The sequence below is a fragment of the Exiguobacterium sp. s40 genome, from assembly GCF_018617905.1.
GTDB classification, from domain to species: Bacteria; Bacillota; Bacilli; order Exiguobacteriales; family Exiguobacteriaceae; genus Exiguobacterium; species Exiguobacterium mexicanum_A.
Window position 1 is genome coordinate 16,213 of sequence record NZ_JACSLC010000014.1, and the last position, 24,651, is coordinate 40,863.

General features: G+C 54.2%; 25 protein-coding genes and 1 other RNA gene. 21 read left to right on the forward strand and 5 right to left on the reverse strand.

What is annotated here, in order from left to right; all coding sequences use genetic code 11:
• Positions 1 to 113 precede the first annotated feature (113 nt).
• The gene (locus tag KNP02_RS11880; protein WP_214709615.1) at positions 114 to 1,826 is read left to right on the forward strand and encodes an ABC transporter ATP-binding protein; all 1,713 of its coding nucleotides are present in this window, start codon (positions 114 to 116) and stop codon (positions 1,824 to 1,826) included.
• Positions 1,827 to 1,947: 121 nt separating this feature from the next.
• On the opposite strand, the gene KNP02_RS11885 is transcribed toward KNP02_RS11880, so the two are convergent.
• Entirely contained in the window at positions 1,948 to 2,595 is a 648-nt protein-coding gene (locus KNP02_RS11885) for a YczE/YyaS/YitT family protein (RefSeq protein ID WP_214709613.1), read from the reverse strand.
• A 345-nt stretch (positions 2,596 to 2,940) separates the two neighbouring features.
• Here KNP02_RS11885 and KNP02_RS11890 point away from each other — a divergent pair, with 345 nt between their 5' ends.
• The 3 genes from KNP02_RS11890 (at position 2,941) to KNP02_RS11900 (ending at position 5,279) form a co-directional block, all read left to right on the forward strand.
• On the forward strand, positions 2,941 to 4,155 hold the full coding sequence (locus KNP02_RS11890) for a DASH family cryptochrome (protein ID WP_214709611.1): 1,215 nt from the start codon (positions 2,941 to 2,943) through the stop codon (positions 4,153 to 4,155).
• Positions 4,156 to 4,230: 75 nt separating this feature from the next.
• Positions 4,231 to 4,417, forward strand: a non-coding RNA gene (gene ssrS, locus KNP02_RS11895) — 6S RNA.
• Between the two features lie 94 nt (positions 4,418 to 4,511).
• The gene (locus KNP02_RS11900) at positions 4,512 to 5,279 is read left to right on the forward strand and encodes a tRNA threonylcarbamoyladenosine dehydratase (protein ID WP_214709609.1); all 768 of its coding nucleotides are present in this window, start codon (positions 4,512 to 4,514) and stop codon (positions 5,277 to 5,279) included.
• 23 nt (positions 5,280 to 5,302) lie between these two features.
• On the opposite strand, the gene KNP02_RS11905 is transcribed toward KNP02_RS11900, so the two are convergent.
• Positions 5,303 to 6,610 (reverse strand): replication-associated recombination protein A, encoded by a 1,308-nt coding sequence (locus KNP02_RS11905; RefSeq protein ID WP_034776901.1) that lies wholly within the window; start codon positions 6,608 to 6,610, stop codon positions 5,303 to 5,305.
• A gap of 60 nt (positions 6,611 to 6,670) precedes the next feature.
• Here KNP02_RS11905 and cymR point away from each other — a divergent pair, with 60 nt between their 5' ends.
• From cymR to KNP02_RS11925, 4 genes are read left to right on the forward strand one after another with little or no spacing between them, the layout of a single operon-like run.
• Complete coding sequence (gene cymR / locus KNP02_RS11910; protein ID WP_214709607.1) at positions 6,671 to 7,078, forward strand: cysteine metabolism transcriptional regulator CymR; 408 nt, start codon at positions 6,671 to 6,673, stop codon at positions 7,076 to 7,078.
• Positions 7,079 to 7,095: 17 nt separating this feature from the next.
• Positions 7,096 to 8,232, forward strand: coding sequence for a cysteine desulfurase family protein (locus tag KNP02_RS11915; protein ID WP_214709605.1), 1,137 nt, complete (start codon positions 7,096 to 7,098; stop codon positions 8,230 to 8,232).
• 3 nt (positions 8,233 to 8,235) lie between these two features.
• On the forward strand, positions 8,236 to 9,357 hold the full coding sequence (gene mnmA, locus KNP02_RS11920; RefSeq protein WP_214709603.1) for a tRNA 2-thiouridine(34) synthase MnmA: 1,122 nt from the start codon (positions 8,236 to 8,238) through the stop codon (positions 9,355 to 9,357).
• Between the two features lie 4 nt (positions 9,358 to 9,361).
• The gene (locus KNP02_RS11925) at positions 9,362 to 10,027 is read left to right on the forward strand and encodes a tetratricopeptide repeat protein (RefSeq protein WP_214709636.1); all 666 of its coding nucleotides are present in this window, start codon (positions 9,362 to 9,364) and stop codon (positions 10,025 to 10,027) included.
• Positions 10,028 to 10,071: 44 nt separating this feature from the next.
• On the opposite strand, the gene KNP02_RS11930 is transcribed toward KNP02_RS11925, so the two are convergent.
• The 3 genes from KNP02_RS11930 to KNP02_RS11940 all read right to left on the reverse strand — a co-directional run bounded on the left by KNP02_RS11930 (position 10,072) and on the right by KNP02_RS11940 (position 11,401).
• Complete coding sequence (locus KNP02_RS11930) at positions 10,072 to 10,518, reverse strand: hypothetical protein (RefSeq protein WP_214709601.1); 447 nt, start codon at positions 10,516 to 10,518, stop codon at positions 10,072 to 10,074.
• A complete protein-coding gene (locus tag KNP02_RS11935) occupies positions 10,515 to 10,790 on the reverse strand; it encodes a hypothetical protein (RefSeq protein WP_138859715.1) in 276 nt (91 codons plus the stop codon). Before KNP02_RS11935 ends, KNP02_RS11930 begins: the two co-directional genes overlap by 4 nt.
• A gap of 62 nt (positions 10,791 to 10,852) precedes the next feature.
• Positions 10,853 to 11,401 (reverse strand): VOC family protein, encoded by a 549-nt coding sequence (locus KNP02_RS11940; RefSeq protein ID WP_251129315.1) that lies wholly within the window; start codon positions 11,399 to 11,401, stop codon positions 10,853 to 10,855.
• Between the two features lie 118 nt (positions 11,402 to 11,519).
• Here KNP02_RS11940 and KNP02_RS11945 point away from each other — a divergent pair, with 118 nt between their 5' ends.
• The 13 genes from KNP02_RS11945 to fabF all read left to right on the forward strand — a co-directional run bounded on the left by KNP02_RS11945 (position 11,520) and on the right by fabF (position 24,616).
• Positions 11,520 to 12,206 (forward strand): magnesium and cobalt transport protein CorA, encoded by a 687-nt coding sequence (locus KNP02_RS11945; protein ID WP_214709595.1) that lies wholly within the window; start codon positions 11,520 to 11,522, stop codon positions 12,204 to 12,206.
• A 70-nt stretch (positions 12,207 to 12,276) separates the two neighbouring features.
• A complete protein-coding gene (recD2, locus tag KNP02_RS11950) occupies positions 12,277 to 14,484 on the forward strand; it encodes an SF1B family DNA helicase RecD2 (protein ID WP_251129316.1) in 2,208 nt (735 codons plus the stop codon).
• A gap of 310 nt (positions 14,485 to 14,794) precedes the next feature.
• Positions 14,795 to 17,434, forward strand: a complete 2,640-nt coding sequence (gene alaS / locus KNP02_RS11955) for an alanine--tRNA ligase (protein ID WP_034776913.1) — start codon at positions 14,795 to 14,797, stop codon at positions 17,432 to 17,434.
• Positions 17,435 to 17,471: 37 nt separating this feature from the next.
• Entirely contained in the window at positions 17,472 to 17,738 is a 267-nt protein-coding gene (locus KNP02_RS11960; protein ID WP_029595797.1) for an IreB family regulatory phosphoprotein, read from the forward strand.
• 1 nt (position 17,739) lies between these two features.
• On the forward strand, positions 17,740 to 18,162 hold the full coding sequence (ruvX, locus tag KNP02_RS11965) for a Holliday junction resolvase RuvX (RefSeq protein WP_034776916.1): 423 nt from the start codon (positions 17,740 to 17,742) through the stop codon (positions 18,160 to 18,162).
• A 13-nt stretch (positions 18,163 to 18,175) separates the two neighbouring features.
• Positions 18,176 to 18,478, forward strand: a complete 303-nt coding sequence (locus KNP02_RS11970; protein WP_034776918.1) for a DUF1292 domain-containing protein — start codon at positions 18,176 to 18,178, stop codon at positions 18,476 to 18,478.
• 71 nt (positions 18,479 to 18,549) lie between these two features.
• Complete coding sequence (gene mltG / locus KNP02_RS11975; RefSeq protein WP_138859711.1) at positions 18,550 to 19,692, forward strand: endolytic transglycosylase MltG; 1,143 nt, start codon at positions 18,550 to 18,552, stop codon at positions 19,690 to 19,692.
• 66 nt (positions 19,693 to 19,758) lie between these two features.
• A complete protein-coding gene (locus KNP02_RS11980) occupies positions 19,759 to 20,400 on the forward strand; it encodes an O-methyltransferase (protein ID WP_138859710.1) in 642 nt (213 codons plus the stop codon).
• A gap of 16 nt (positions 20,401 to 20,416) precedes the next feature.
• Entirely contained in the window at positions 20,417 to 21,052 is a 636-nt protein-coding gene (udk, locus tag KNP02_RS11985; RefSeq protein WP_034776924.1) for a uridine kinase, read from the forward strand.
• Positions 21,053 to 21,118: 66 nt separating this feature from the next.
• A complete protein-coding gene (greA, locus tag KNP02_RS11990) occupies positions 21,119 to 21,592 on the forward strand; it encodes a transcription elongation factor GreA (RefSeq protein WP_029595793.1) in 474 nt (157 codons plus the stop codon).
• A 55-nt stretch (positions 21,593 to 21,647) separates the two neighbouring features.
• Entirely contained in the window at positions 21,648 to 22,352 is a 705-nt protein-coding gene (mtnN, locus tag KNP02_RS11995) for a 5'-methylthioadenosine/S-adenosylhomocysteine nucleosidase (protein ID WP_029595792.1), read from the forward strand.
• Between the two features lie 75 nt (positions 22,353 to 22,427).
• The gene (locus KNP02_RS12000; protein WP_034776926.1) at positions 22,428 to 23,387 is read left to right on the forward strand and encodes a beta-ketoacyl-ACP synthase III; all 960 of its coding nucleotides are present in this window, start codon (positions 22,428 to 22,430) and stop codon (positions 23,385 to 23,387) included.
• Complete coding sequence (gene fabF / locus KNP02_RS12005; RefSeq protein ID WP_214709592.1) at positions 23,384 to 24,616, forward strand: beta-ketoacyl-ACP synthase II; 1,233 nt, start codon at positions 23,384 to 23,386, stop codon at positions 24,614 to 24,616. The genes KNP02_RS12000 and fabF overlap by 4 nt, the downstream gene beginning before the upstream one ends.
• The last annotated feature ends 35 nt before the right edge of the window (positions 24,617 to 24,651 follow it).

Genomic DNA, 24,651 nt, shown 5'->3' on the forward strand with positions numbered 1-24,651 from the left:
CAGCTCCTTATGTCTATTATACCGCGCTGGAAAAAAGATTGAAAAAGACGTGCTTCCCATTTTCCACTTCCTGCAAAAAGGCGTAAACTATTTGTTTAGAAGGGGGAAACGAAATGATCTCACGTTTTTTTAGTTATTACCGTCCACATAAGAAGTTATTCATCCTCGATTTCTCGTTCGCCATCCTCGTCGGTCTGCTCGAGCTCGGCTTTCCGCTCGCCGTGCAATGGTTCATCGACGATTTGTTGCCAGGTGGGGAATGGAACTGGATTATCATCATCAGCATCGGCTTGCTCATCCTTTACATACTCGCCATGATGATGCAGTACGTCGTCAACTATTGGGGGCATAAGCTCGGCATCAATATCGAGACCGATATGCGGGAAGAGCTGTTCACCCATATCCATAAACAGTCGTTCCGGTTCTTCGATAACCACAAGACCGGCCATTTGATGAGCCGAGTGACGAACGACTTGTTCGATATCGGCGAAGTGGCGCACCACGGGCCTGAAGATTTCTTCATCGCCATCATGACGCTGCTCGGTGCGTTCGGGATCATGTTCTCGATCGACCCGCAACTCGCGCTCGTGACGGTCGTCGCCGTGCCGTTCCTCGTCATCATGATCACGTATGCCAACAAGAACATGAACAAGGCGTGGCAAAAGATGTATACGAACATCGGAGAAGTGAACGCCCGCGTCGAGGACAGCGTCTCTGGGGCACGCGTCGTCCAATCGTTCACGAACGAGACGTTCGAGATCAAGCGGTTCCAGAAAGACAACAATTTCTATCGCGGCTCGAAAATCGAGGCGTACCAAGTCATGAGTAAGTCGCTCGCCGGGATTTACATCACGACGCGGCTCATGACGCTGCTCGTCCTCGTCTACGGCGCCTATTTGACGTATCAAGGGCAACTGTCTTACGGACAGCTCGTCGGGTTCATCCTCTATATGAATTTGCTCATCAAGCCAATCGAGAAGATCACGGCCCTCCTCGAGATGTACCCGAAAGGGATGGCCGGCTTCAAACGGTTCACGCAACTGCTTGACGAGGCTCCGGACATCGAGAACCGTCCGGACGCCGTCGACGTCACTTCACTGAAAGGCGACATCGCCTTCCAACACGTCTCGTTCGGCTACTCGGACTATCGCCAAGTGTTGACCGACATCGACCTCGACATCAAGTCGGGGACGACGGTCGCCCTCGTCGGGACGAGCGGGGCCGGGAAGACGACAATCTGTTCGCTCATCCCACGTTTCTATGATGTGACGAGCGGTGCCATCACGATCGATGGCATGGACATCCGTGATATGACGAAAGAGAGTCTGCGCCGCCAAATTGGGATCGTGCAACAAGACGTGTTCTTGTTCGCCGGGACGCTCCGTGAGAATATCGCCTACGGAAAACTGGACGCGACCGACGCGGAGATTATGCATGCGGTCGAGAAGGCGCATTTGAACTCGCTCGTCGAGGAGCTCGAGCATGGTCTCGAGACGCAAATCGGGGAGCGGGGCTTGAAACTGTCGGGCGGACAGAAACAACGGATCGCCATCGCCCGCATGTTCCTTAAAAATCCGCCGATCTTGATTTTGGACGAGGCGACGTCCGCGCTCGACACGGAGACGGAAGCGATCATTCAAGACTCGCTCAATGAGCTCGCGGCCGACCGGACGACGCTCATCATCGCCCACCGTTTGGCGACGGTGAAAAATGCCGATCGCATCCTCGTCGTTACCGCTGACGGCATCGTCGAGGACGGGACGCACGATGAACTGAGCGCGAAAGGCGGCGTGTTCGCCGGACTTTTAAAGCGCCAACAGTTGTAAAATTCACAACTCGCTCATGTTTGTAAACAGCATACCGTACAGTTAAATAGTCGAACCAAACTATCAGTTTTCATCAACAAAAGAAGGGAAGCTGGACGTTAAGTCCAACTTCCCTTCTTTTTTATACTGGATCCACTTTTGCGCGATCAATGACCGAGACGAGCCGCCGGAACTGTTCGAGCCAAAACTGGAAGAACGGGCCGATCAGGAAAATCGACAGGACCGTTCCGAAGAAGACGGGGCCGCCGAGCACCCAGCCGATGAGGCAGGCCGTCAGTTCCATCCACGTCCGCATCATGCGGACCGACGTGTTGAATCGATCAGCCAAGGCGAGCGTCAACCCATCCCGTGGGCCGGCCCCATAACCGATGGCGACGTACAAACCGGCACCCATCCCGATGACGAAGATGCCGAGGACGAGCCAGGCGATGTTGAGCGCGATGCCGTCGAGCTGCGGCAACCAATGCTGGTCGAGAATCAAGTTCATGAACACGCCGACGAAGACGGCATTGACGAGCGTCCCGAACTGGGGCCGAATCCGGTCCAGTATGTACTTGCAGAGGACGAGCAAAAGACCGACGAGCAAGATGATCGTCCCGACGGAAATCGGTGTGTGGCGGGCGAGGCCGAGATGGAGCACGTCCCACGTCGACACGCCGAGGTCGGCCGTGATCATCATCGATGACCCGAGGGCGAGCAGGAATAGACCGCTCATGAACAACGTCCACTTCAAGCTGATTCGTAAAGATTGTACCCATACCGCGTGCATGTTCGTCGCCTCGATTCCCTAAAATGTTCCATCATCATATCATAGTTGGTTTCACGACAAGAAAAAAACGCCTCAGACGAAGTCCGAAGCGCTTGGCTCACTTTTTAGGTGTCGATGCTTTTTTTGCTTTGTTCTTTTTATAGTAATCGTAGACGAACGGTGCGACCGCCGTCGCGACTTTGATGAGTGTACCAAATTTACCTTTTCTAGCCATGTTGTTGCACCCCTTTCTGTTTCTAATGATGTATATTCCACCTGTTTAGGAAATGAAAACATGTTTTCTACAGTTTCGTCTAAGGTAACACCAGCAGCCATGTCCCATAATGGGGGAAGGAGGCGAAAAAGATGAAGACGATTATCTGGTATCAAAACGATTTACGGGTCGACGACCATCGTCCGCTCGAGGAGGCGCTCCGTCATGACGATCCGATTGAGGGCCATTACGTCATTGCGCAAGAAGAGCTCATTGAAAACCGTTTCGGCCATATTCCGCTCGGGCCGCGGCGACTCCAGTTTTTGAACGAGGCACTCGACGACTTGGCCGGTTCGCTCACAGCGTTTGGCATCCCGCTGTTCATCCATGTCGGACATCCACTCGACGTCTTCGAACCGACCGACCGCTTGTTATTCCAACGGTCGATCGGCTATAACGAACGGAGACGTGAACGTGAGGTCACAACCGCGTGGCAAGGCGAATATCAGTCGTTCGACGGATTCACCCTCTATCCGCGGGAAGAGATTCCATTTGAGAAGCTGCCATTCCTCTTCACCGAGTTTCGGAAAGCGGTCGAAGCTGATGCGAGACCGGACCGATTGGTCGAACGTTCGCCTATGAAGGAATGGCGTGCCGTCGATTTTCCGGTCGCTTATACACAGCCGGGACAGGACGCACGGACTGCGTTCCCGTTCCAAGGCGGGGAACGGGCGGGGCGAGCGCGTCTCGCCGCCTATTTGGCCGATCCGGTCAGAACGTACAAAGAGACACGAAACGGCTTCGGGGTCGACGACTCGTCGAAGCTGTCGGCTTATCTCGCCAACGGGTCGCTCTCACCGCGCCGGGTGCTGCACGAGCTCGAGCAACATGAGCGGTCACACGGTGCGAATGAGTCGACGTATTGGCTCTATTTTGAATTGCTCTGGCGTGATTTCTTCCAATGGGTCGCACTCGAGCAAGGGAAACGACTGTTCCGCGCCCAAGGCATCCGTTCGAAACAGAAGACATGGCGCGTGGACGATGACGTCATCGGGCGTTGGCAAGCGGGAGAGACGGGCGTCGACTTCGTCGATGCGTTCATGCGCGAATTGAACGCGACGGGATGGATGTCAAACCGGGGGCGTCAAATCGTCGCGAGCTATTTTGCGAAAGAGCTCGGGCAGGACTGGCGTATCGGCGCGTCGTATTTCGAATCGATGCTGATCGACTATGATGTTGCCAGCAATACCGGCAATTGGGCGTACCAGGCCGGCGTCGGCAACGACTCGAGAGATCGCCGTTTCAACGTCACGCGGCAACAAGATACGTACGACCCGACCGGTGCGTTTCGTAACAGCTGGTTGTGACGAAACTGTCATAAGAAGTCGTCGTTTCTGATTGACTTCTTTTTACAGACAGTGCTATAGTAAGGGCAACAGATGGGATACCTGAGGTGTACGAGAGCCGCCTTCGTTATTTTGAGCCAACACTTTGAATACGGGAGACCGAACTGCTATCCAGATCAACTGCCTCATCACGTGCAGGAGGACTTGTGAAGGGGACGCTAGGTCACCCACCTGCTTAAGCAGGTTCAAAAGCAGGGCATCGTCACGGCACTCCGGGTCCCATCGATTTTATTGTAAAAACGTCGCTAGACGTTTTTTTTTGATTATAATTCCGAGTAAAATAGTGTGAGAAAATAGGATTCATTTGGAGGAAGAGTATGTTACACCAGTTTTCACGTAATGAGTTGGCCATCGGTCAAGAAGGGTTAGAAACATTAAAAGGCAAGACGGTCGCCATTCTAGGCGTCGGCGGTGTCGGGTCGTTCGCGGCCGAGGCGCTTGCCCGGAGCGGCGTCGGACGAATCGTGCTCGTCGATAAAGATGATATCGATATCACAAACGTCAACCGCCAGATTCACGCGCTCTTATCGACGGTCGGGCAACCGAAAGTCGAAGCGATGGCGACACGCCTCCTCGATATCAACCCTGAGCTCGAGCTCGTCAAATTAAAAATGTTCTACACGGAAGAGACGTTCGAAGAATTCTTCGAGCAAAACCTCGACTTCGTCATCGATGCCTCGGACACGATCATCTATAAGATCCACTTGATCGTCGAGTGCAAACGTCGTGGCATCCCGGTCATCTCGAGCATGGGCATGGCCAACAAGATGGACCCGACGCGCATCAAAGTCGTCGACATCAAGGATACGACATACGACCCGATCGCCAAAATGGTCCGGACGCGTCTCCGTAAAGAGCGCATCCATAAAGGCGTCCCGGTCGTCTTTTCAGACGAGTCGCCGATCGTGACACGCGAAGACGTGAACGAGGTCGTCGGGAAGAAAGATGCCCCGATCCGTAAAGCGAAGATGCCGCCGAGTTCGAACGCGTTCGTCCCATCGGTCGCCGGCCTCGTCGCAGCAGGGTACGTCATCAACCAAATGCTTGAGACAGCTGGTGTCGAAATCAACCGCATCCAGAAATGAAAAAACGACGCGGCTCAAAAGAGTCAGCGTCGTTTTTCCCAATAATCGAGTCGTTTTTGCAGCTGTTGCTCGAAGCCACGGCTCGTCGGTGTATAATATTTAGGACGTTTTCGGGCCAAGTTCTCCGGCCAGTAGTTTTGCGCGACGTAGCCGTCTTTCTCGTCGTGCGGGTATTTGTATCCGGCACCGTTGCCGAGCTCGCGGGCGCCTGGGCTGTGCGCGTCACGGAGATGGACCGGTACCGGACCGCCTTCGACCGTCCGGACGTGGTGAATCGCCTTATCGATGGCGGTGATGACCGCGTTCGATTTCGGTGCCGTTGCGAGATATAGGACGGCCTGTGCCATCGGGATGCGCGCTTCCGGGAAACCGACGTGTTCGCTCGCGCGAGCGGCTGCATCGACGATGACGAGCGCGTTCGGGTCACTGAGCCCGATATCTTCGGCCGCATGCACATAGAGCCTGCGCATGATGAAACGCGGTGATTCGCCGGCCTCGATCATGACGGCGAGCCAGTACAGTGCCGCGTCCGGGTCCGAGCCGCGAATCGACTTAATGAACGCCGAGATGACGTCATAGTGTCGGTCACCCGTCTTGTCGTACTTGATGGCTTTTTGTTGAATCGACTCCTCGGCGACGTCGAGTGTGATTTGAATCTTGCCATCGACCTCGGGCGTCGTCAATACGGCTAGCTCGAGGGCGTTCAACAGGACACGGTAGTCGCCGTCCGCCATTTTGATATAATGGTCCACGGCGGCTTCCTCGATTTGGACGGGATAGTTGCCGAGTCCCTTTTTATCAGCGAGAGCCCGCTCCAAGACGACACGAAGTTCGTCTGGTCCAGGCGGTTCGAGCCGAAACACGGTCGCGCGCGACAGCAACGCCGCGTTGACCTCAAAACTCGGGTTTTCGGTCGTCGCCCCGATCAAGATGAGTTTCCCGGCCTCTAGTGCCGGGAGCAGGGCGTCTTGTTGCAGTTTATTGAAACGATGAATCTCGTCTAAAAATAAAATCGTTCGTTCTTGCTCGAAATCAAACCGGGACTCGGCCTCGCGGATGACGCTCCGGAGTTCATCGAGTTTGGCCGTGACGGCGTTCAATTGCACGAACGTCGCTTTCGTATAATTCGAGATGACGCGGGCGAGTGTCGTCTTGCCCGTTCCCGGCGGTCCATACAGGATGATCGTGCCGAGGCGGTCGGCCTCGATGGCCCGCCGCAGCAATTTGCCTTCGCCGATGATGTGGCGTTGACCGATGACTTCGTCTAACGTTTCAGGCCGCATCCGATTGGCGAGCGGGCCGCTATTCGATTGCTGAAATAAATCACTCATACGTACACATTCCTTTCGACAAACGTTTGTTCGACTAGTATAGCAGAAGGAGACATGAAGATGAAAATATCTACAAAAGGTCGTTATGGATTGACGATCATGATCGCACTGGCCCGGGAAACGGACAATAAACCGCTCAGCTTGAAAAAGATTGCGGCCCGGCATGACTTGCCGGAACATTACTTAGAGCAGTTGATCGGTCCACTTCGCAACGGCGGTCTCGTCAAGAGCGTCCGCGGGGCGTACGGCGGCTATCAGCTCGTCAAACCGGCAACGGACATCACGGCGGGAGAAATCATCCGCTTGCTCGAAGGGCCGCTCACAATCGTCGAAGACTCAGAAGCGGACGACGCCGTGAAACGGAAGCTTTGGGATAAAATCAAAGCGGCGATCGAGAAAGTGCTCGAAGAGACGACACTCGCCGATCTCGCTGAAAAAGATTCTGATGGCTATATGTTCTATATATAAAGATGAGGTGAACGAATATGAACTATTTTGATCATGCCGCAACGACGCCGATGCGTCCGGAAGTGCTCGAAGCGATGACACCTTATATGCTCGAACATTATGGCAACCCGTCGAGCATCCACGGCATCGGACGGACGGCGCGCGCCGCACTGGATACTTCGCGCCGGACGCTCGCCACGTGGATCGGGGCGACCCCGAACGAGATTGTCTTCACATCGGGCGGCACCGAGTCGGACAACTATGCGTTGTTCGGTACGGCTTACGCGAATCAACATAAAGGCAAACATATGATCACGACGAAAGTCGAACACCACGCCGTCTTGCACGCGATGGAGCAACTCGAGCGGGAAGGATTCGAAGTGACGTATCTCGATGTCGACGCGACGGGTGCGGTGACGCTTGACTCCGTTCGTGCTGCACTCCGGGACGATACGATCCTCGTCTCGGTCATGTACGGCAACAACGAGGTCGGCACACTGCAACCGATTGCGGAAATCGGTGCGCTCCTCGCCGACCATCAGGCCTATTTCCATACGGACGCGGTCCAAGCGCTCGGCACGGAAACGATTGACGTCAAGGCGCTCGGGGTCGATTTATTGTCGGCCTCGGCCCATAAAATCAATGGCCCGAAAGGTATCGGTTTTCTTTTTATAAAAACAGGTGTAAAATTAGCGACGCGTTCTTTTGGAGGACAACAAGAACGGAAACGTCGAGCCGGCACGGAAAACGTTCCGGGTGCCGTCGGGTTCCAACAAGCAGCCGAACTGGCCAAAATCGAGCAAGTCGAACGAGTGGGCGCGTACCAGCAAATGACCGAGGCGCTCTTCAAGCGACTCGATGAGCTCGGAGTCGAGTATGACGTGAACGGGGCGAACCGCTTACCGCACATCGTCAACTTGTATCTCCCGGGCATCGAACTTGAACCGTTCCTCATCATGATGGACATGCGCGGCTTTGCCATCTCGAGCGGCAGTGCCTGCACGGCAGGGTCGATTGAACCGTCACACGTCTTGACGGCGATGTTCGGGACGTCGGATCGGACGAAACAGTCCGTCCGCATCAGCTTTGGACATGGCAACTCGGTCGCAGACGTGGAGCGGCTCGCCGAACGACTCTCTGAGGTCGTCTCGACATTCACGAACGGAGTGAGATAAATCATGAACTTACGCACAAAAGCCCCTGCCGAGACGACGGTCGTCGTCGGGATGTCAGGCGGCGTCGATTCATCGGTGACGGCCCATTTGCTGAAAGAGCAAGGGTATAACGTCATCGGAATCTTTATGAAAAACTGGGATGATACGGACGAGAACGGTGTCTGTACGGCGACCGAAGACTATGAAGACGTCATCGCGGTCGCGAACCAAATCGGGATCCCTTATTACGCGGTCAACTTTGAGAAAGAATATTGGGACCGCGTGTTCGAATACTTCTTGGCCGAGTACCGTCTCGGGCGGACGCCGAACCCGGACGTCATGTGTAACAAGGAAATCAAGTTCAAGGCGTTCCTTGACCACGCGCTTCGCCTCGGTGCCGACTTCGTCGCGACCGGGCACTACGCACGGGTCGAGTACGTCGACGGTGAGCATCGACTTCTTCGTGGGAAAGATGCCAACAAAGACCAAACGTACTTCTTGAACCAGTTGTCACAAGACCAACTCGCGCGGACGATGTTCCCGATTGGTCATATGGACAAGAAAGACGTCCGTGTCATCGCCGAAGAAGCGGGACTCGCGACAGCGAAGAAAAAAGATTCGACGGGCATCTGCTTTATCGGAGAGCGCAACTTCAAAGAGTTCCTCTCGGAGTATTTGCCGTCACAACCAGGCATCATGCAGACGCTCGATGGGGAACAAAAAGGAAACCATGACGGACTCATGTATTACACGCTCGGTCAACGCCACGGCCTCGGCATCGGTGGCGACGGGGACCCATGGTTCGTTGTCGGCAAAAACGTGGAAGAAAACATCCTCTACGTCGGCCAAGGGTTCCATCATGACGCGCTCTATTCGGACGCGTTGCTCGCATCGAAGCTGTCATGGACAGGTGCCGTCCCAACAGGCGAGTTCCGGGCGACGGCGAAATTCCGCTACCGTCAACAAGACGTGCCTGTGACGATCGCGCCACTTGAAAATGGCGAAGTGCTCGTCAAATTTGATGAGCCGCAACGTGCGATCACGCCAGGACAGGCCGTCGTCTTCTATGACGGTGATATCTGCCTCGGTGGTGCGACGATTGACGAAGCGTATCGAAACGGAAAACGACTCGACTATATCGGATGAGGTGATGACTTTGAACGCAAACGAATTAGGCATCCAAGCGATGCAACAAGGTAAGTTCGAACAGGCGGCCAAGCAGTTCAATGCTGCCATCGAAGCGGACCCGACGGACCCGACCGGTTACGTCAACATGGGTACGCTCTTGCAAGCGATCGGCGACCATGAACGGGCCGTCGTCTTTTACGATAAGGCGCTCGAACTCGACCACGCGTTCGGCGCGGCCCATTACGCGAAGGGAGCGCTCGCCTATGAGCTCGAACAGCTCGACTTGGCCGAGGCATCTCTGCGTCAGGCGCTCCTCGCCGGGATGGACGACGCCGACCTTCATTTCATGCTCGGCTTGACGTACAAGGCGATGGGCGACTTCGTCCGGGCCTTGCCGCGTCTTCGGGAAGCGATGAAGCAGGCACCGGAAGACGTCGAAATTTCGTTCCAATACGGGCTCGCGCTCGCGCAGAACGAACAGCTCGACGAGGCCGTCGAAGCGCTCGAGCATACGCTCGACCTCGACGCGAGCCATACGGACGCCCGCTACAACTTGGCGATCGCCTACGCGTTCCTCGGTGAACAGGACAAGACGTACGCCGAGCTTGAACGTGTGCTCGAGTTGCAACCGGACCATGCGCTCGCGTATGACGCGAAAGCGAAAATGGATGAATTGCTCGGTAACTAAATTAATAAAGCGCTTCTCGCAGTTTTTGCGAGAGGCGCTTTTTGTTAGTCCCAATAATGGAAGATGACGTTACCGACCGTCTCTGGTTTCCAATATTTGATTTCTCCGCGTTCCGCCTTGTTCAGAAACGGCTGTAGCGACAAATCGAACCGCTCATTCAACTCAGCCGCTGACGGAATCTGATAGGTGTCAGGAAACATGTCGGTCAGTTCGGGTACATCGATGAATTCATATTGAAACGGTTCGAGTTTGGAGATGCCGATGACAGGATAGTTTCTGCTGAGCAGGACATAGATGGTTTGCTCACTCCATGTGATACTCGCCTGGTGATAATTCGGAGTGATTTCGTCCCCAATGGTAAAGGAACATATTCCTCGTTTAATCCGGGTGAACTCAAAACAAATCGATTTGAACGTCTTCCAATCTGACCCTGGGGCGGAACAGTCGCCGTATGAAAAGCCGGTGATACATTCAGGGAGGGTGAGCGTCATGCGGACACCTCCCCGATGACCCAAATCAAAAGATTAAAAGTCATCAATACAAGCGTGCCGGAGAGCGCGAGGTAGCTCCACAAGACACGCTTTCCGGACTTGGCTCGTCGTACACCATCCATCAAAATCAGGAAACTCGTCCCGAATGAGACGAACGCCAACGCTGCAAACGAAGTGGGTCGGTCGAGCGTGGGAAACGCATCGATCACAAAATACAGCCCAAAGGTGAGCAAGCCTAAACAAGCCATGAGGAAAAGCGGGAAGAAACGCATATAGCACGACCTTTTCCATTTTCTCTCATCGTATCATGTGGGTTGTCGAGCGTAAATGTGAATCAGAGCTGTTTCGTCGTGATTTTTACGGGCTCGCCGCCGAACTCACCGTAGGCCTCGTCCATGTTTTTCGTGTATAGTTCGATCACGTTCTTGCTCGGGTCTTTGAAGTAGGCCGAGCGCTCTTTGCCGTTGACCGTCTCGTCCTCGTCCCACGTCCGGAGTTTCGTCGGGATGTTTGACGCCTCTAACACTTCGAGCGCTTGGTCGAACGACTCCATCGGAACGAAAAATGCGCAGTGGACGTGGGCGCCGCCTTCATCATAGAGCGTGTCCCACTCGGTCACGTCCTCTTGGCGATTCAATTCTTCTTCTGACGTGAAATCTCGTTTCAGCCAAAGGCCGAGGCGCGTATTCCCACCGACATAGAGCCACGTCGCCCAAGGTTCGTCCGCGTGCTCCTGTGCCTCGCTCGGCTCGGCATCATCACCGACCCATTGTTCGACGACGGGCAGTCCGAGCTTGCCGTGCCAAAAATCGACGGCCTCGGTCATGTCGGTCACTTCTAACACGAGTTCACACAGGCCACTGATTGGAATACGGTTCGTCATACATAATCCCTCCTTCATAGGTTCACTCGAACAGTTCCCGCTTTGATTCGACGAAAAACGTGCATAGCCGTCCGAGTGTTCGGGAAATGGATTAGCAATGTGAGAGGGGAGAAAGCATATGCGGATGTTTAGTTTGGTCAGCGTCGTTATTTTTTTCATCATCGAATGGTTCATGCTCGGTCGTCTGTTCATCGAAGTCGATAATCGTCTCGCGACGGGCGAGTGGACGAATAATCTCTTGTTCCGGGTCGTCGTCGAGTCGGAACGGGCGACGACCGTGCTGTTACTCCTGTTTGCGACATTTTTTGTAATCGGTGTCGTCATGCATTGGGTATTGTCGGCGAACAAGTCCTGGCCCGTGACGTTTGGAGCGGTCGGGGTGGCGTGGGTCGTCCCGGCCCTGCTTGCCCTCGTGGCTTGGTTCATCCCGAACCCGTACATCCAGCTAGGGATCATCGTGTTGCAGTTGTCGTTCATCCCGCTCGTCCCGTTCGTCGGACAGACGGTACGGCTCGGTCACGTCGTGTTGAACTGGGGCGTCCACGTCATCGCCGCGGGACTTGTGCTGTTGATTCAGCGACCATCGCTTGAGCAACTGTTTCGTGTCGAGCGGACCGAGCTGTTCGAACGGCTCGAAGGTTATGTCAATTCGGGGGAGCTGGAACGGTTCGAACGACTGCTTGAAACCGTGGACTTGGAGCAACTTGAGCGCATCTTGAACCGAATCGATGTCGATCAGCTGATTCGGATTCTTGAACGTGTCGACCTCGACCAGCTCGAGCGCATCCTCAACCTGTTCAGTTAGGCGATTTGTCCTACCGTTCAAACTCGGGCTATAATGGGGGATGGAAAACTAGCTGGAGGTGGCTCGAATGATGGCAGCACCTTACGAGTTGACAGGAAAAGTCATCCGCGTCCTGTTTCAATCGGAAGAAGAAGCGCACACGATCGCGCTCGTACGTATAAAAGAAAAGAACTTTGAGATAGACGAGACCGAGATGGTCATCGCCGGTGTCGGCGTCGGCATTGAAAAAGGAGAGACGTATAAAGCGCACGGGCGTCTCGTCGACCATCCCCGATTCGGGAAACAGATGAAAGCGGAATGGATCCGCCGTGTCGTCCCGATGACGAAACGGGCGGCCGTCCGGTTTTTGACGAACGGCTCTTTCCCGGGAATCGGGCAAAAAACGGCCCAAAAGATTGCTGACGCACTCGGAGACGACTGCATCGACCAAATCGTTAAGCATCCGAGTATCTTGTCGAACGTCGACGGCTTGAAAGAAAAGCAGGCCCGCGTTATCACCGAGCGGTTGAACGTGTTGTATGGGGTCGATCAGTTGCTGTTGTTTTTGGCGCCGTTCGACGTCACACCGCGACTCGCCTCGAAGATTCATAAAGAGTATGAAGGCCGGGCGATGGAGACGATTGAAAAGAACCCTTACGCCTTGATGTATGACGTCCCTGGGATTGGCTTCAAGACGGCCGACGCCATCGCCGCCCATTTCGGGATTCAAGGGATTCACCCAGAGCGGATCGCCGCGGCCGTATTATACGTGCTCGAGCTCGAGCAAGGCAACGGGCATTTGTTCGTCACGGCCGATCAACTCGCGAGCGAGATGCCGCGCATCATCGGTGGCGACCCGGGCGAGGCACTCGTCTCGGCGCTTGAGACACTCGCGAACGATGAGCGTGTCATCGTCGAGGACGGGGTCGTCTATCATCCACGCGTCTATCGGGCCGAACAAAAAGCGGCCGAGGAACTCGCGCGCATCATGTCGACATCGACGACGGAAGACGTCGATATGACGACGATCTTTGATGCGGTCGGTCGCGTCGAGGAGATGTTCTCGATCGAGTATGCCAAGCAACAACGAGAGGCGATCGAACTTGCCTTGAAGTCGCCGCTCATGGTGCTGACAGGCGGACCCGGGACCGGTAAAACGACCGTCGTCCGCGGTATCATCCATGCGCTCAGCGACGTGTTCGACTGGAAGCTTGAACCGGTACAGAACCAACCGTTCCCGTTCGTGCTCGCCGCACCGACCGGCCGGGCCGCGAAACGGCTCAGTGAGTCGACGGGCTTGCCGGCCTCGACGATTCACCGTCTCTTAAAGTTTGATGGCAGCTCGTTCCAAGTCGATGACACGAATCCGCTCGTCGGAAAAGTGCTCATCGTCGACGAGGCGTCGATGATTGATATCTTCTTGTTCCGCAGCCTGCTTCGGGCTGTGCCGAACGGGATGAAAATCCTCTTCGTCGGTGACCGGGATCAATTGCCTTCGGTCGGACCGGGCCAAGTGCTCGCCGATTTGATGGCGACCGACGGGATTCCCGTCGTCCGGCTCGATGTCGTCCATCGGCAGGCGTCCGAGTCGAGCATCCTTCGTCTGGCGCACGCGCTCAACGCGAAACAGATGCCGGACGATTTGCTCGCGGCACTGCCGGACCGCCGCTTTTATACGGCCAACCAAGAGACGGCACTCCAGGCGATCTGTCAAATGGCCGGGGCCGCACTGCGAAAAGGTTATTCCCCATTCGATATCCAAGTGCTCGCACCGACGTACCGTGGGGTGTGCGGCATCGACGGATTGAACGAGGCGCTCCAAAACGTGTTCAATCCGAAATCGGCGGTCCGGGAAGTGAAACACGGCAACCGGACGTACCGAAATGGGGATAAAGTGCTCCAACTCGTCAATAACGCCGAGGAGAACGTTTATAACGGCGATATCGGTGAAATCACGAACATTTTCTATGCGAAAGAAAACGTCGACAAGGTCGACAAAATCTATATCCGCTTCGATCAGACCGAGGTCGAGTATAACCGGAGCGAATGGGACCAGTTCACCCACGCCTATGCCATCACCATCCATAAGTCACAAGGGTCCGAGTTCCCGATCGTGCTCATGCCCGTCTTCTTCAACGGCGGCTTCCGCTCGTCGCGCAACTTGATTTATACGGCCGTCACTCGGGCGAAGAAGAGTTTGCTCTTGTTCGGGGACGTCCGTGCGCTCGAGGCGGCGACGCGAGAAGAAGAGCCGGTACGGCGGACGAAACTCGTCGAGCGGCTAGGCGGCAAGTCTTGACGTCTCCCGATTGACGTGTGATAATGACGAATAGAAAACTGAAACGATTAAAGACGATGAAGGAAATGAGTACGTCGTAACCGCCTCACCAGAGACATCTTCCTAGGCTGTGAGAAGATGGGGGTCCGGTCGACCGAAGCTAGTCTGGAGTCCCCACTCACCCTGGGCGCCTCATCCGCGTTATCGGATGTTCGAGGCACGGCTTTGCCGTGCGAACGAGGGTGGTACCACGAAGCGATGCTTTCGTCCCTTTCCACAGGGATGAGCATCGCTTTTTTTCGTTTCGTTTAAACTGAAGGAGGAATTGTTGATGAAACCGCTCAAACCATTAACTGGCGCACAGATTCGCCAAATGTATTTAGATTTCTTCAAATCGAAAGGACACAGTGTCGAGCCGAGTGCCTCACTCGTACCGGTCGAGGACCCGACGCTTCTTTGGATCAACTCAGGCGTCGCGACGCTCAAAAAATACTTTGACGGCCGTGTCATTCCAGCCAACCCGCGCATCGTCAACGCGCAGAAGTCGATTCGGACAAACGATATCGAGAACGTCGGGAAGACGGCGCGTCACCATACGTTCTTCGAAATGCTCGGGAACTTCTCGGTCGGTGATTACTTCCGCGAAGACGCGATCAAATGGGGCTGGGAACTTCTGACGAGCGACGAATGGTACGGGCTCGACCCGGATCGCTTGTCGGTGACGATTCACCCGGAAGATGAAGAAGCGAAACAACTTTGGCTTGCACTCGGCGTGCCGGCCGACCGCATCATCCCACTCGAAGAGAACTTCTGGGAAATCGGGGAAGGCCCGTCTGGCCCGAACACAGAAATCTTCTTCGATCGCGGACCTGCGTTCGGCGACGACCCGACCGACCCAGAACTATACCCGGGCGGCGAGAACGAGCGTTACCTTGAAATTTGGAACATCGTTTTCAGTCAGTTCAACCATGACGGGCACGGCAACTATACCGAGCTCCCACGGAAAAACATTGATACAGGGATGGGTCTCGAGCGGATGGCGAGCGTCATGCAAGACGTACCGACGAACTTCGACACGGACTTGTTCATGCCAATCATCCGCGAGACAGAGAAAATCAGCGGCGAGACGTACCGCACCGACAGCAGCAAAGACGTGGCGTTCAAAGTCATCGCTGACCACATCCGCACCGTCTCGTTCGCGATCGGAGACGGGGCGCTCCCATCGAACGAAGGCCGCGGCTACGTGCTTCGTCGTTTGCTTCGCCGTGCCGTCCGCTATGCGAAGATGCTAGGCATCGAGCGTCCGTTCATGTATGAGCTCGTCGACGTCGTCGGCGACATCATGGTCGACTTCTACCCTGAAGTCCGTGAGAAGAAAGACTTCATCAAGAAAGTCGTCAAGAATGAAGAAGAACGTTTCCACGAGACGCTCCATGACGGTCTCGCTATCTTGAACGAAGTCGCGAAAGCGCAAAAAGCGGCCGGTTCGAACGTCATCAGCGGTGAAGATGCGTTCCGTCTCTACGATACGTACGGTTTCCCGCTCGAGTTGACGATCGAGTACGCCGAAGACCACAAATTGACGGTCGACGAGGATGGATTCAAACAAGCGATGAACGCTCAGCGTGAACGCGCTCGGACTGCCCGTGCCGACGTTGAGTCGATGCAAATCCAGTCAGGCGTTCTTGCGGAAATTACGCTTCCATCATCATTCGTCGGGTACACGAACCTCGGAACTGAAGCGAAAATCATCAGCTTGATTCATGATGGAGAGCTCGTTGACGTCGTCGCAGCAGGGGAAGAAGCGCAAGTCATCCTCGATCAGACGCCATTCTACGCTGAGAGCGGCGGTCAAATCGGCGATAAAGGACAAATCGTCGGGTCGGACTTCGTCCTTCACGTGAAAGACGTCTCGAAAGCACCGAATGGCCAAAACTTGCATACGGTCACGGTCACGTCAGGTGTCGCCAAGGCAGAAGTCGCGGTGACGGCTACGGTCGACTTCGATTCGCGTCAAGCGATCATCAAAAACCACACAGCGACGCACTTGTTGCATCGCGCGTTGAAAGACACGCTCGGTGAGCACGTCAACCAAGCAGGTTCGCTCGTGACACCAGACCGTCTTCGCTTTGACTTCTCGCACTTCGGCCAAGTGACGGCTGAAGAGCTCCAATCGATCGAACGTCAAGTGAACGAACGCATCTGGGCGTCAATCGCTGTCGATATCGAAGAAATGAACATCGCCGATGCGAAAGCGAAAGGTGCGATGGCGCTCTTCGGTGAGAAGTACGGGGATGTCGTCCGCGTCGTCGCTGCCGGTGACTCGGTCGAACTTTGCGGTGGCTGCCACGTCGGCAACACGGCGGAAATCGGTCTCTTCAAAATCTTGTCGGAATCAGGAATCGGAGCCGGTACACGTCGCATCGAGGCGGTCACAGGAGCTGGTGCTTACGAAGTGATGAACCAGCACATCGAGACGCTCGAGACGGCAGCAAAACTGCTCAAGACAAAACCGCTCGAAGTGCCGACGCGTGTCCAAGCGCTTCAAACTGAAATGAAAGAACTCGAACGCGCGAGCGAATCGCTCAAAGCGAAACTCGCCAACATCGAAGCGTCGTCACTCACAGACGCCATCGAGACGTTCGGTGATGTCCAATTGATCGCTAAGCGCGTCGACGGACAAGATATGGACGCGCTCCGTGGCATGGTCGACGAATTGAAAGGCAAGCTCGGCTCGGCCGTCATCTTGCTCGGCTCGGCGAACGGCGACAAGGTCAACCTCGTCGCAGGTGTGACGAAAGACTTGAACGACCGTGGCTTCCATGCCGGGAAATTGATCAAAGAAGTGGCGACACGTTGTGGCGGAGGCGGCGGAGGCCGTCCTGACATGGCGCAAGCCGGAGGCCGTGATGCGACAAAACTGGATGAAGCATTGAAGTTTGCTTCACATTACGTTCAATCACTGGCATAATAGAGTGTGAAGTGCAAACGGAAAGAGGTGGATTCTTGTGAGCCAAATGGATCGCACGATGCAATTCAATTTTCCAGAAGATGATAATCGAGCCAACACTCGGGAGACACTGATCACGGTGTATCAAGCACTCGAGGAGAAAGGCTACCAACCGATCAATCAAATCGTCGGATACTTGTTGTCAGGTGACCCTGCCTACATCCCGCGTCATAACGATGCGCGAAACTTAATTCGCAAAATCGAACGAGATGAGCTGCTCGAAGAGTTGGTCAAATCGTATTTGAACGATCGTAGAGAGGATTAATATGAAGCGAGTCATGGGGCTCGATGTCGGTTCGAAGACGATTGGGGTCGCCGTGAGCGACCTCATGGGATGGACGGCGCAAGGCGTGGAGACGGTCTACTGGACCGAGCCGGACTTTGAGGAAGCTGTCCGTCTGCTTCAACCGATTATTGAGCAGTACGATGTGAAAGAAGTCGTTGTCGGCCTCCCGAAGAACATGAACGCGACAATCGGACCTCGGGGCGAGGCGTCACAGGCGTTTGCCGCGGCCCTCACCGAAGCGACCGGTTTGCCGACAGTTCTCGTCGACGAGCGTTTGACGACGATGCAAGCGGAGCGGATGCTCATTTCAGCAGACGTCAGCCGAAAAAAGAGAAAGGCCGTCATCGATAAGATGGCAGCCGTCATGATTTTACAAAATTACCTGGATCGTGCAGGCAAATAAGGAGGAATTACTCATGGCAGAAATCCGTCGTGAAGAAGAAATGTACCGTATTCCAGACGAAAATGGAGACGAGCATTTATTTGCAGAAATTTTCCGGATGACGAGCGACCGCTCGAAGAAGACGTTTGTCGTTCTTGAGCCGGTCGGCAATCCAGAAACAGAAGACGAAGATGACGACACAATCGAAGTGTACGCGTTTGAAATCGAAGAACTTGAAGATGGCGAGTTCATCTTGAAGCTCGTCGAAGACGATGATGACTTCGAGGAAGTCATGGAAGCGTTCGATATCGTCAATGACGAAGTTGGTTTAGACTAATACGTGGACGGGCGACTAGGGGAAACCCTCGTCGCCCATCTTCATAACAGAAGAACAGGGGAGAAATGCGCATGAACCATCCATCGATGTTTGATGAGAAGCGTGCACGTAACCGGATCGTTCGGCGAATTACGGTCATCATCCTTGCTGTCTTTCTTCTAGTGATCGCCACAGGTGCCGCGGTATCTTATGCGTTCGTGAAACGATCGCTTGAACCCGTTGACCCAGCTTCGACCGAAACGGTCGAGGTCGAGGTTCCGCTCGGTGCAGGTTCTGGTTACATTGGCGAACTACTTGAAGAGAATGGACTCGTGAGGAATAGCACGATTTTCCGTTTTTACACACGGTTTAAAAATGAATCATCGTTCCAAGCGGGGACGTATACGTTGTCTCCGTCACAATCACTTGACGAGTTAATCGCCACGTTGAAGACGGGGAAAGTCATCGTCGTCCCGGATATCAAATTGGTGATCCCGGAAGGCTTTACGATCGACCAAGTCATCTCGCGTCTCGCAAAACAGGCTGATATTCCGAAAGAAGAGATTTCGGACCAACTGAGCGACGAGGAGTATATCCGCTCGCTCGTCAATGAGCATGAGATGCTGACGGACGAAGTGCTCGCCGACGGAATTTATCACCCGCTCGAAGGTTACTTGTTCCCGGCAACGTATGAGTTCGATAAAGGTGTGACGCTCACTCAGATCATCGATGAGATGCTCAAGCCGACCGAACAGCTCTATCTCGAATACGGCGATGCGGTCGAAGCGTCGGGACGCACGTTCCATGAGACGTTATCGCTCGCCTCGATCGTTGAGAAAGAAGCGGTCTCGACGGAAGACCGTCAAGAGATCGCGGGTGTGTTTGAGAACCGTCTGGCCGATGGCATGAAGTTGCAGTCCGACCCGACCGTCTGGTATGGTACCGGGGAGACTTCGATTTTCACATCGTTCAACGATCTCCAAAACGATTCACTTTATAACACATACCGCTACGAAGGAATCCCAATCGGACCAATCGCTGCGGTCAGTCGTGACGCATTCGTCGCCACGCTCAATCCGAACGATACGGATAACGTTTATTTCTACGCTAGACCACCGCGTGAAGGATTCCCGAACGGGGAAGTCTTGTTCGAAGTGGAGTACGAGGCGCACCAACAGAACGTCAACAAGTATCGTCCAGAATGGGAAGCGTTCGAAGAAGCAAACAACAATTGACGGATATGCGACCGGAAGCCTTGGCTTCCGGTCGTTTGAATGATTAGAGAGTAAGAGGTGTACGACGTGGAACATTCATCCTATGAAGGTTACGTGGAGAACTTGGTCACGCCCCGGTCGCCGTTATTGGCGGAGATGGAGGCGTTCGCCCGAGAACATCACGTGCCAATCATGGACTTGACCGGATCTGAAGTGTTGCTGTCGCTTCTCGCGATGCAACGTCCGAAACGGATCCTTGAGGTCGGTACGGCAATCGGATACAGTGCGATTCGAATGGCTGAACTGTTGCCGGACGCAGAAATCGTCACGATCGAACGAAACGCACGACGTCACGAAGAGGCACTCGGCTTTATCGGACGCTCGGACGTATCGGACCGAATCACTGTCATTCATGGTGATGCGGTGGAGTTGATCGGGACGATTGAAGGAGAATTCGATGCGGTCTTTATCGACGCGGCCAAAGGTCAGTATCAAAAATTCTTTGATGGGTATGGCGCTTTAGTACCAATTGGTGGTACGATTTACAGCGATAATTTATTTTTACGAGGGGACGTCCTGCTCGAGGATGTGTCAGTGCTTGACCGTCGACGCCGCCGGCTTGTTCGTCTCGTAAAAGAGTTTACTGAGCAATTGATGGCACGGACTGATTATCATACTGCAATTTTGCCCCTTGGTGATGGCCTAGCAATCAGTCGTAAATTACGATGAGGAGGACTTAACTTTGATGCAACATAAACCCGTCATTATCGGCGTGGCCGGGGGGACCGGATCAGGTAAGACGACCGTGGCCCGCGCGCTCGTGGATGCGTTCAAAGGACAATCGGTCGTCATGATCGAGCAAGACGCGTATTATAAAGACCAGTCAGAGATGACGATGGAAGAAAGATATAAGACGAACTATGACCACCCATTCGCATTCGATAACGATCTTTTGATCGAGCATATCAAGCAGTTACAAGAGCACAAGGCCATCGAGAAACCGGTGTATGACTATGCGGCGCACACGCGCTCGGACAAGACGATCTTGATCGAGCCGGTCGACGTCGTCATCGTCGAAGGTATTTTGGCGCTCGAGGACGATCGTCTCCGCGACTTGATGGACATTAAAGTGTTCGTCGACACGGATGCGGACGTCCGCATCCTACGCCGGATGCAGCGCGATCTCAATGAGCGGGGCCGGTCGATCGACTCGGTCGTCGCCCAATATACGAATGTCGTCCGGCCGATGCATCTTCAATTTTGTGAGCCGACGAAACGTTATGCGGACATCATCGTACCTGAAGGTGGAGAAAACTTTGTCGCCATCGATTTGCTCGTGACGAAGATTCGCTGGGTGCTCACAGAACGCAACCGGGCATAAGGAAATAAATCGTTTTCAATTTAACCTAGCTGTAATATACTAGGAGACAATGAAGGAGTGACAGAAATGGCTGAAAAACAACATTACATGACGTTAGACGGAAAAGCTAAGATCGAAAATGAATTGAACGAACTGAAGACGGTGCGCCGTAAAGAAGTCGTTGAGAATATTAAAATCGCCCGCGATTTCGGAGACTTGTCTGAGAACGCTGAATATGATGCGGCGAAAGAAGAGCAGGCAATGGTCGAAGGACGCATCGCCCAACTTGAAGAGATGCTTCGTAACGCCGTCATCATCCAAGATGACGTAGCCGACAACTCGATGGTCGCCATCGGGAAAACGGTAACGTTCTTCATTCAAGAAGATAACGAAGACGAGACGTACACAATCGTCGGTGGCGCCGAGGCCGACCCGTTCACAGGGAAAATCTCAAACGAATCACCAATCGCCAAAGCGCTTCTCGGCCGTACGGTCGGAGACGTTGTCAACGTTCAAACGCCAGGCGGCGACATGGTCGTCGAAATTAAAGAAATCAAGTAACACTAACGAGCGACATCCATCTGGAGGTCGCTCTCTTTCTGAGGAGGCACATATTATGAAAATCGGAATCATTGGAGCGATGGAAGAAGAAGTAAACTTGCTCCGCAACGAATTGACAGAACGGACAGACACGGAAATCGCCAACTATCACTTCTATGAAGGATACCTCGGCAACGTCGAAGTCGTCATTTTAAAGTCAGGCATCGGCAAAGTGAACGCGGCCATCGGGACGACGCTCTTGATTGATAAGTTCAAACCGGACGTCGTCATCAACACCGGTTCAGCCGGCGGCTTCAAAAAAGGGATGAAAGTCGGCGACGTCGTCGTCTCGACAGAAGTCCGTCACCACGATGTCGACGTGACAGCGTTCGGCTATGAGTATGGGCAAGTTCCAGGCATGCCGGCGGCATATACGGCCGATGCGCACTTGATGGACGTCTGTAAAGAAGTCATCGAGAGTCTCCATGACGTGAACGTCCATACGGGCCTCATCGTGACGGGCGACTCATTCATCAATGACTCGAAACGGGTGGCGGACATCCTCGGACATTTTGATGGCGTCGCCGCCGTCGAGATGGAAGCCGCTCCAATCGCGCAGACGTGCTACCAGTTTGGTGTCCCGTTCGTCGTGACTCGTTCAATCTCGGACAGCGCCGATGAGGAAGCGAACTTGTCGTTCGACGAATTTTTGGAGACGGCATCGATTAACTCGGCGAAAATGGTCATGGCCGTCACAAAACGACTCGGTCAAAGCGAATAATCGAGAGGGATGCGTTGACATCCCTTTTTTATTCCCTTATATTAGTACCAGATACTAAGAATAGGGGTCATCAACATGAACATTGGAATCATTGGCATCGGTTCGTTCCTTCCGGACAACCGGATCACGAACATCGATTTGGAAAAACGAATGGATACGAGCGACGAATGGATTCGGACCCGGACCGGGATCGAGGCGCGCCATTTGGCAGACGCTGATTTGAGCGTTGCCGATATGGCCACAAAGGCTGCCGAACGGGCGCTTCAAAGTGCGGGTGTGTCGATTGAAGATATCGACGCGATCATTTGCGCGACGGCGACGGCGCCATCATTCCCAGCGACGGCTTGTCTCGTGCAAGCCAACCTTGGGGCAAAGCAAGCGGTCGCCTTCGACGTTAGCGCCGCCTGTAGCGGCTTCATCTTCGCGATGGATACGGCGAAGAGCATGATGCTCGCGAAAGGGTTGAAGCGCACACTCGTCATCGGAGCTGAGAAGATGGGCAACTTGATCGATTGGGACGACCGTTCGACCGCCGTCTTGTTCGGTGATGGGGCGGGTGCCGTCGTTCTCGGCGAAGACGAGGTGGCCGCCATCGAGTCGGTCATTCTCGGAAGTGACGGAACCGGCGGAAAGTTCTTATATGAGAATGAAGAAGGTAAGATTGTCATGAACGGTCGTGAAGTGTTCAAATTCGCCGTCCGTAAGATGCCTGACATCGTCTTAGAGGCGTTGCAAGGGGCCGGGAAGACGATTGAAGACCTCGACGTCCTCGTGCCGCACCAGGCGAACCGTCGTATCATTGACGCAGCGATTGAACGGTTAGGGATTGACGAAGCAAAAGTTGTCGTCACGATTCAAGACCATGCGAACACGTCAGCTGCTTCAATTCCACTTGCTTTGGCCGAAGCGGTCAAGCAACGGAAAATCTCAAACGGTCAAACGATCGTCGTCGCCGGCTTCGGCGCCGGGCTCACATGGGGAGCGAGCTGTTTAACATGGAATAACGCTAACATCACGGAGGAGATTAACGCATGAAACGAGTAGTCATCACAGGATTAGGAGTCGTTTCCCCACTCGGGAACGACGTTACGGCAATGTGGGAGCGACTGTTGAACGGGGAAAATGCAGTCGATACGTTAACAAAGATTGATATTAGCCAGTATCCGGCGAAAGTCGGGGCGGAAGTAAAGGAATGGAACATCGATCATTTGGTCGAACCGAAGGAAGCGCGCAAGATGGATTCGTTCATTCAATATTCGATTCTTGCGGCTGACGCTGCGCATCGGGATAGCGGTCTAGATGTGAAAGCAATCGCGGACGATGTCGGGATTTGGATCGGAAGCGGGATCGGTGGTGTCGAAACGATCGACAAACAAGCGAGCATCTTGCATGAACGGGGACCACGTCGCATCAGCCCATTCTTCATCCCGATGATGATTCCAAACATGGCGAGCGGTCAAGTTTCGATTTACCTCGGAGCAAAAGGGCCGAGCAACTGCTCGGTCACAGCTTGTGCGTCTGGAACGAACTCAATCGGTGAGGCGTTTAAAGTCATCCAACGTGGTGATGCCCTCGCGATGTTCGCAGGTGGGGCCGAAGCACCAATCACGCCGCTCTCATTCTCAGGATTCTGTGCCAACAAGGCACTATCGACGAATCCAGACCCGAACACGGCATGCCGCCCGTTCGATCAGAACCGTGACGGCTTCATCATGGGTGAAGGCGCGGGCGTGCTCGTTCTCGAGGAATATGAGCATGCGAAAGCGCGCGGAGCCAAAATGTATGCGGAGGTCGTCGGGTATGGCATGAGTTCGGACGCTTATCACATCACGGCACCGTCACCTGAGGCAGAAGGTGGATCAAAAGCGATGAACGAGGCGCTTCGTGACGCGGGAATTCGTCCAGAAGACGTTCAATACATCAACGCACACGGGACGAGCACACCACTCAACGACATGCTCGAGACGAAAGCGATCCACAACGTCTTCGGTGACCACGCGCACAACTTGGCCGTCAACTCATCTAAATCGATGATCGGGCACTTGCTCGGCGCAGCCGGCGGAGTCGAGGCCGTCATCACGGCGCTATCGATTCATGAGGGACGGATTCATCCGACGATCAACTGTGAGACACCAGCTGATGATTGCAATTTAGACTATGTCCGTGATGGAAATCGGGAACTTGATATCCAGTACGCACTGAGCAACTCGCTTGGCTTCGGGGGCCACAACGCGACGCTCGCATTCGCGAAAGTGAACGACTAATAGTAGAAAAAAGTGACAAAAACGGGTAGGGTATA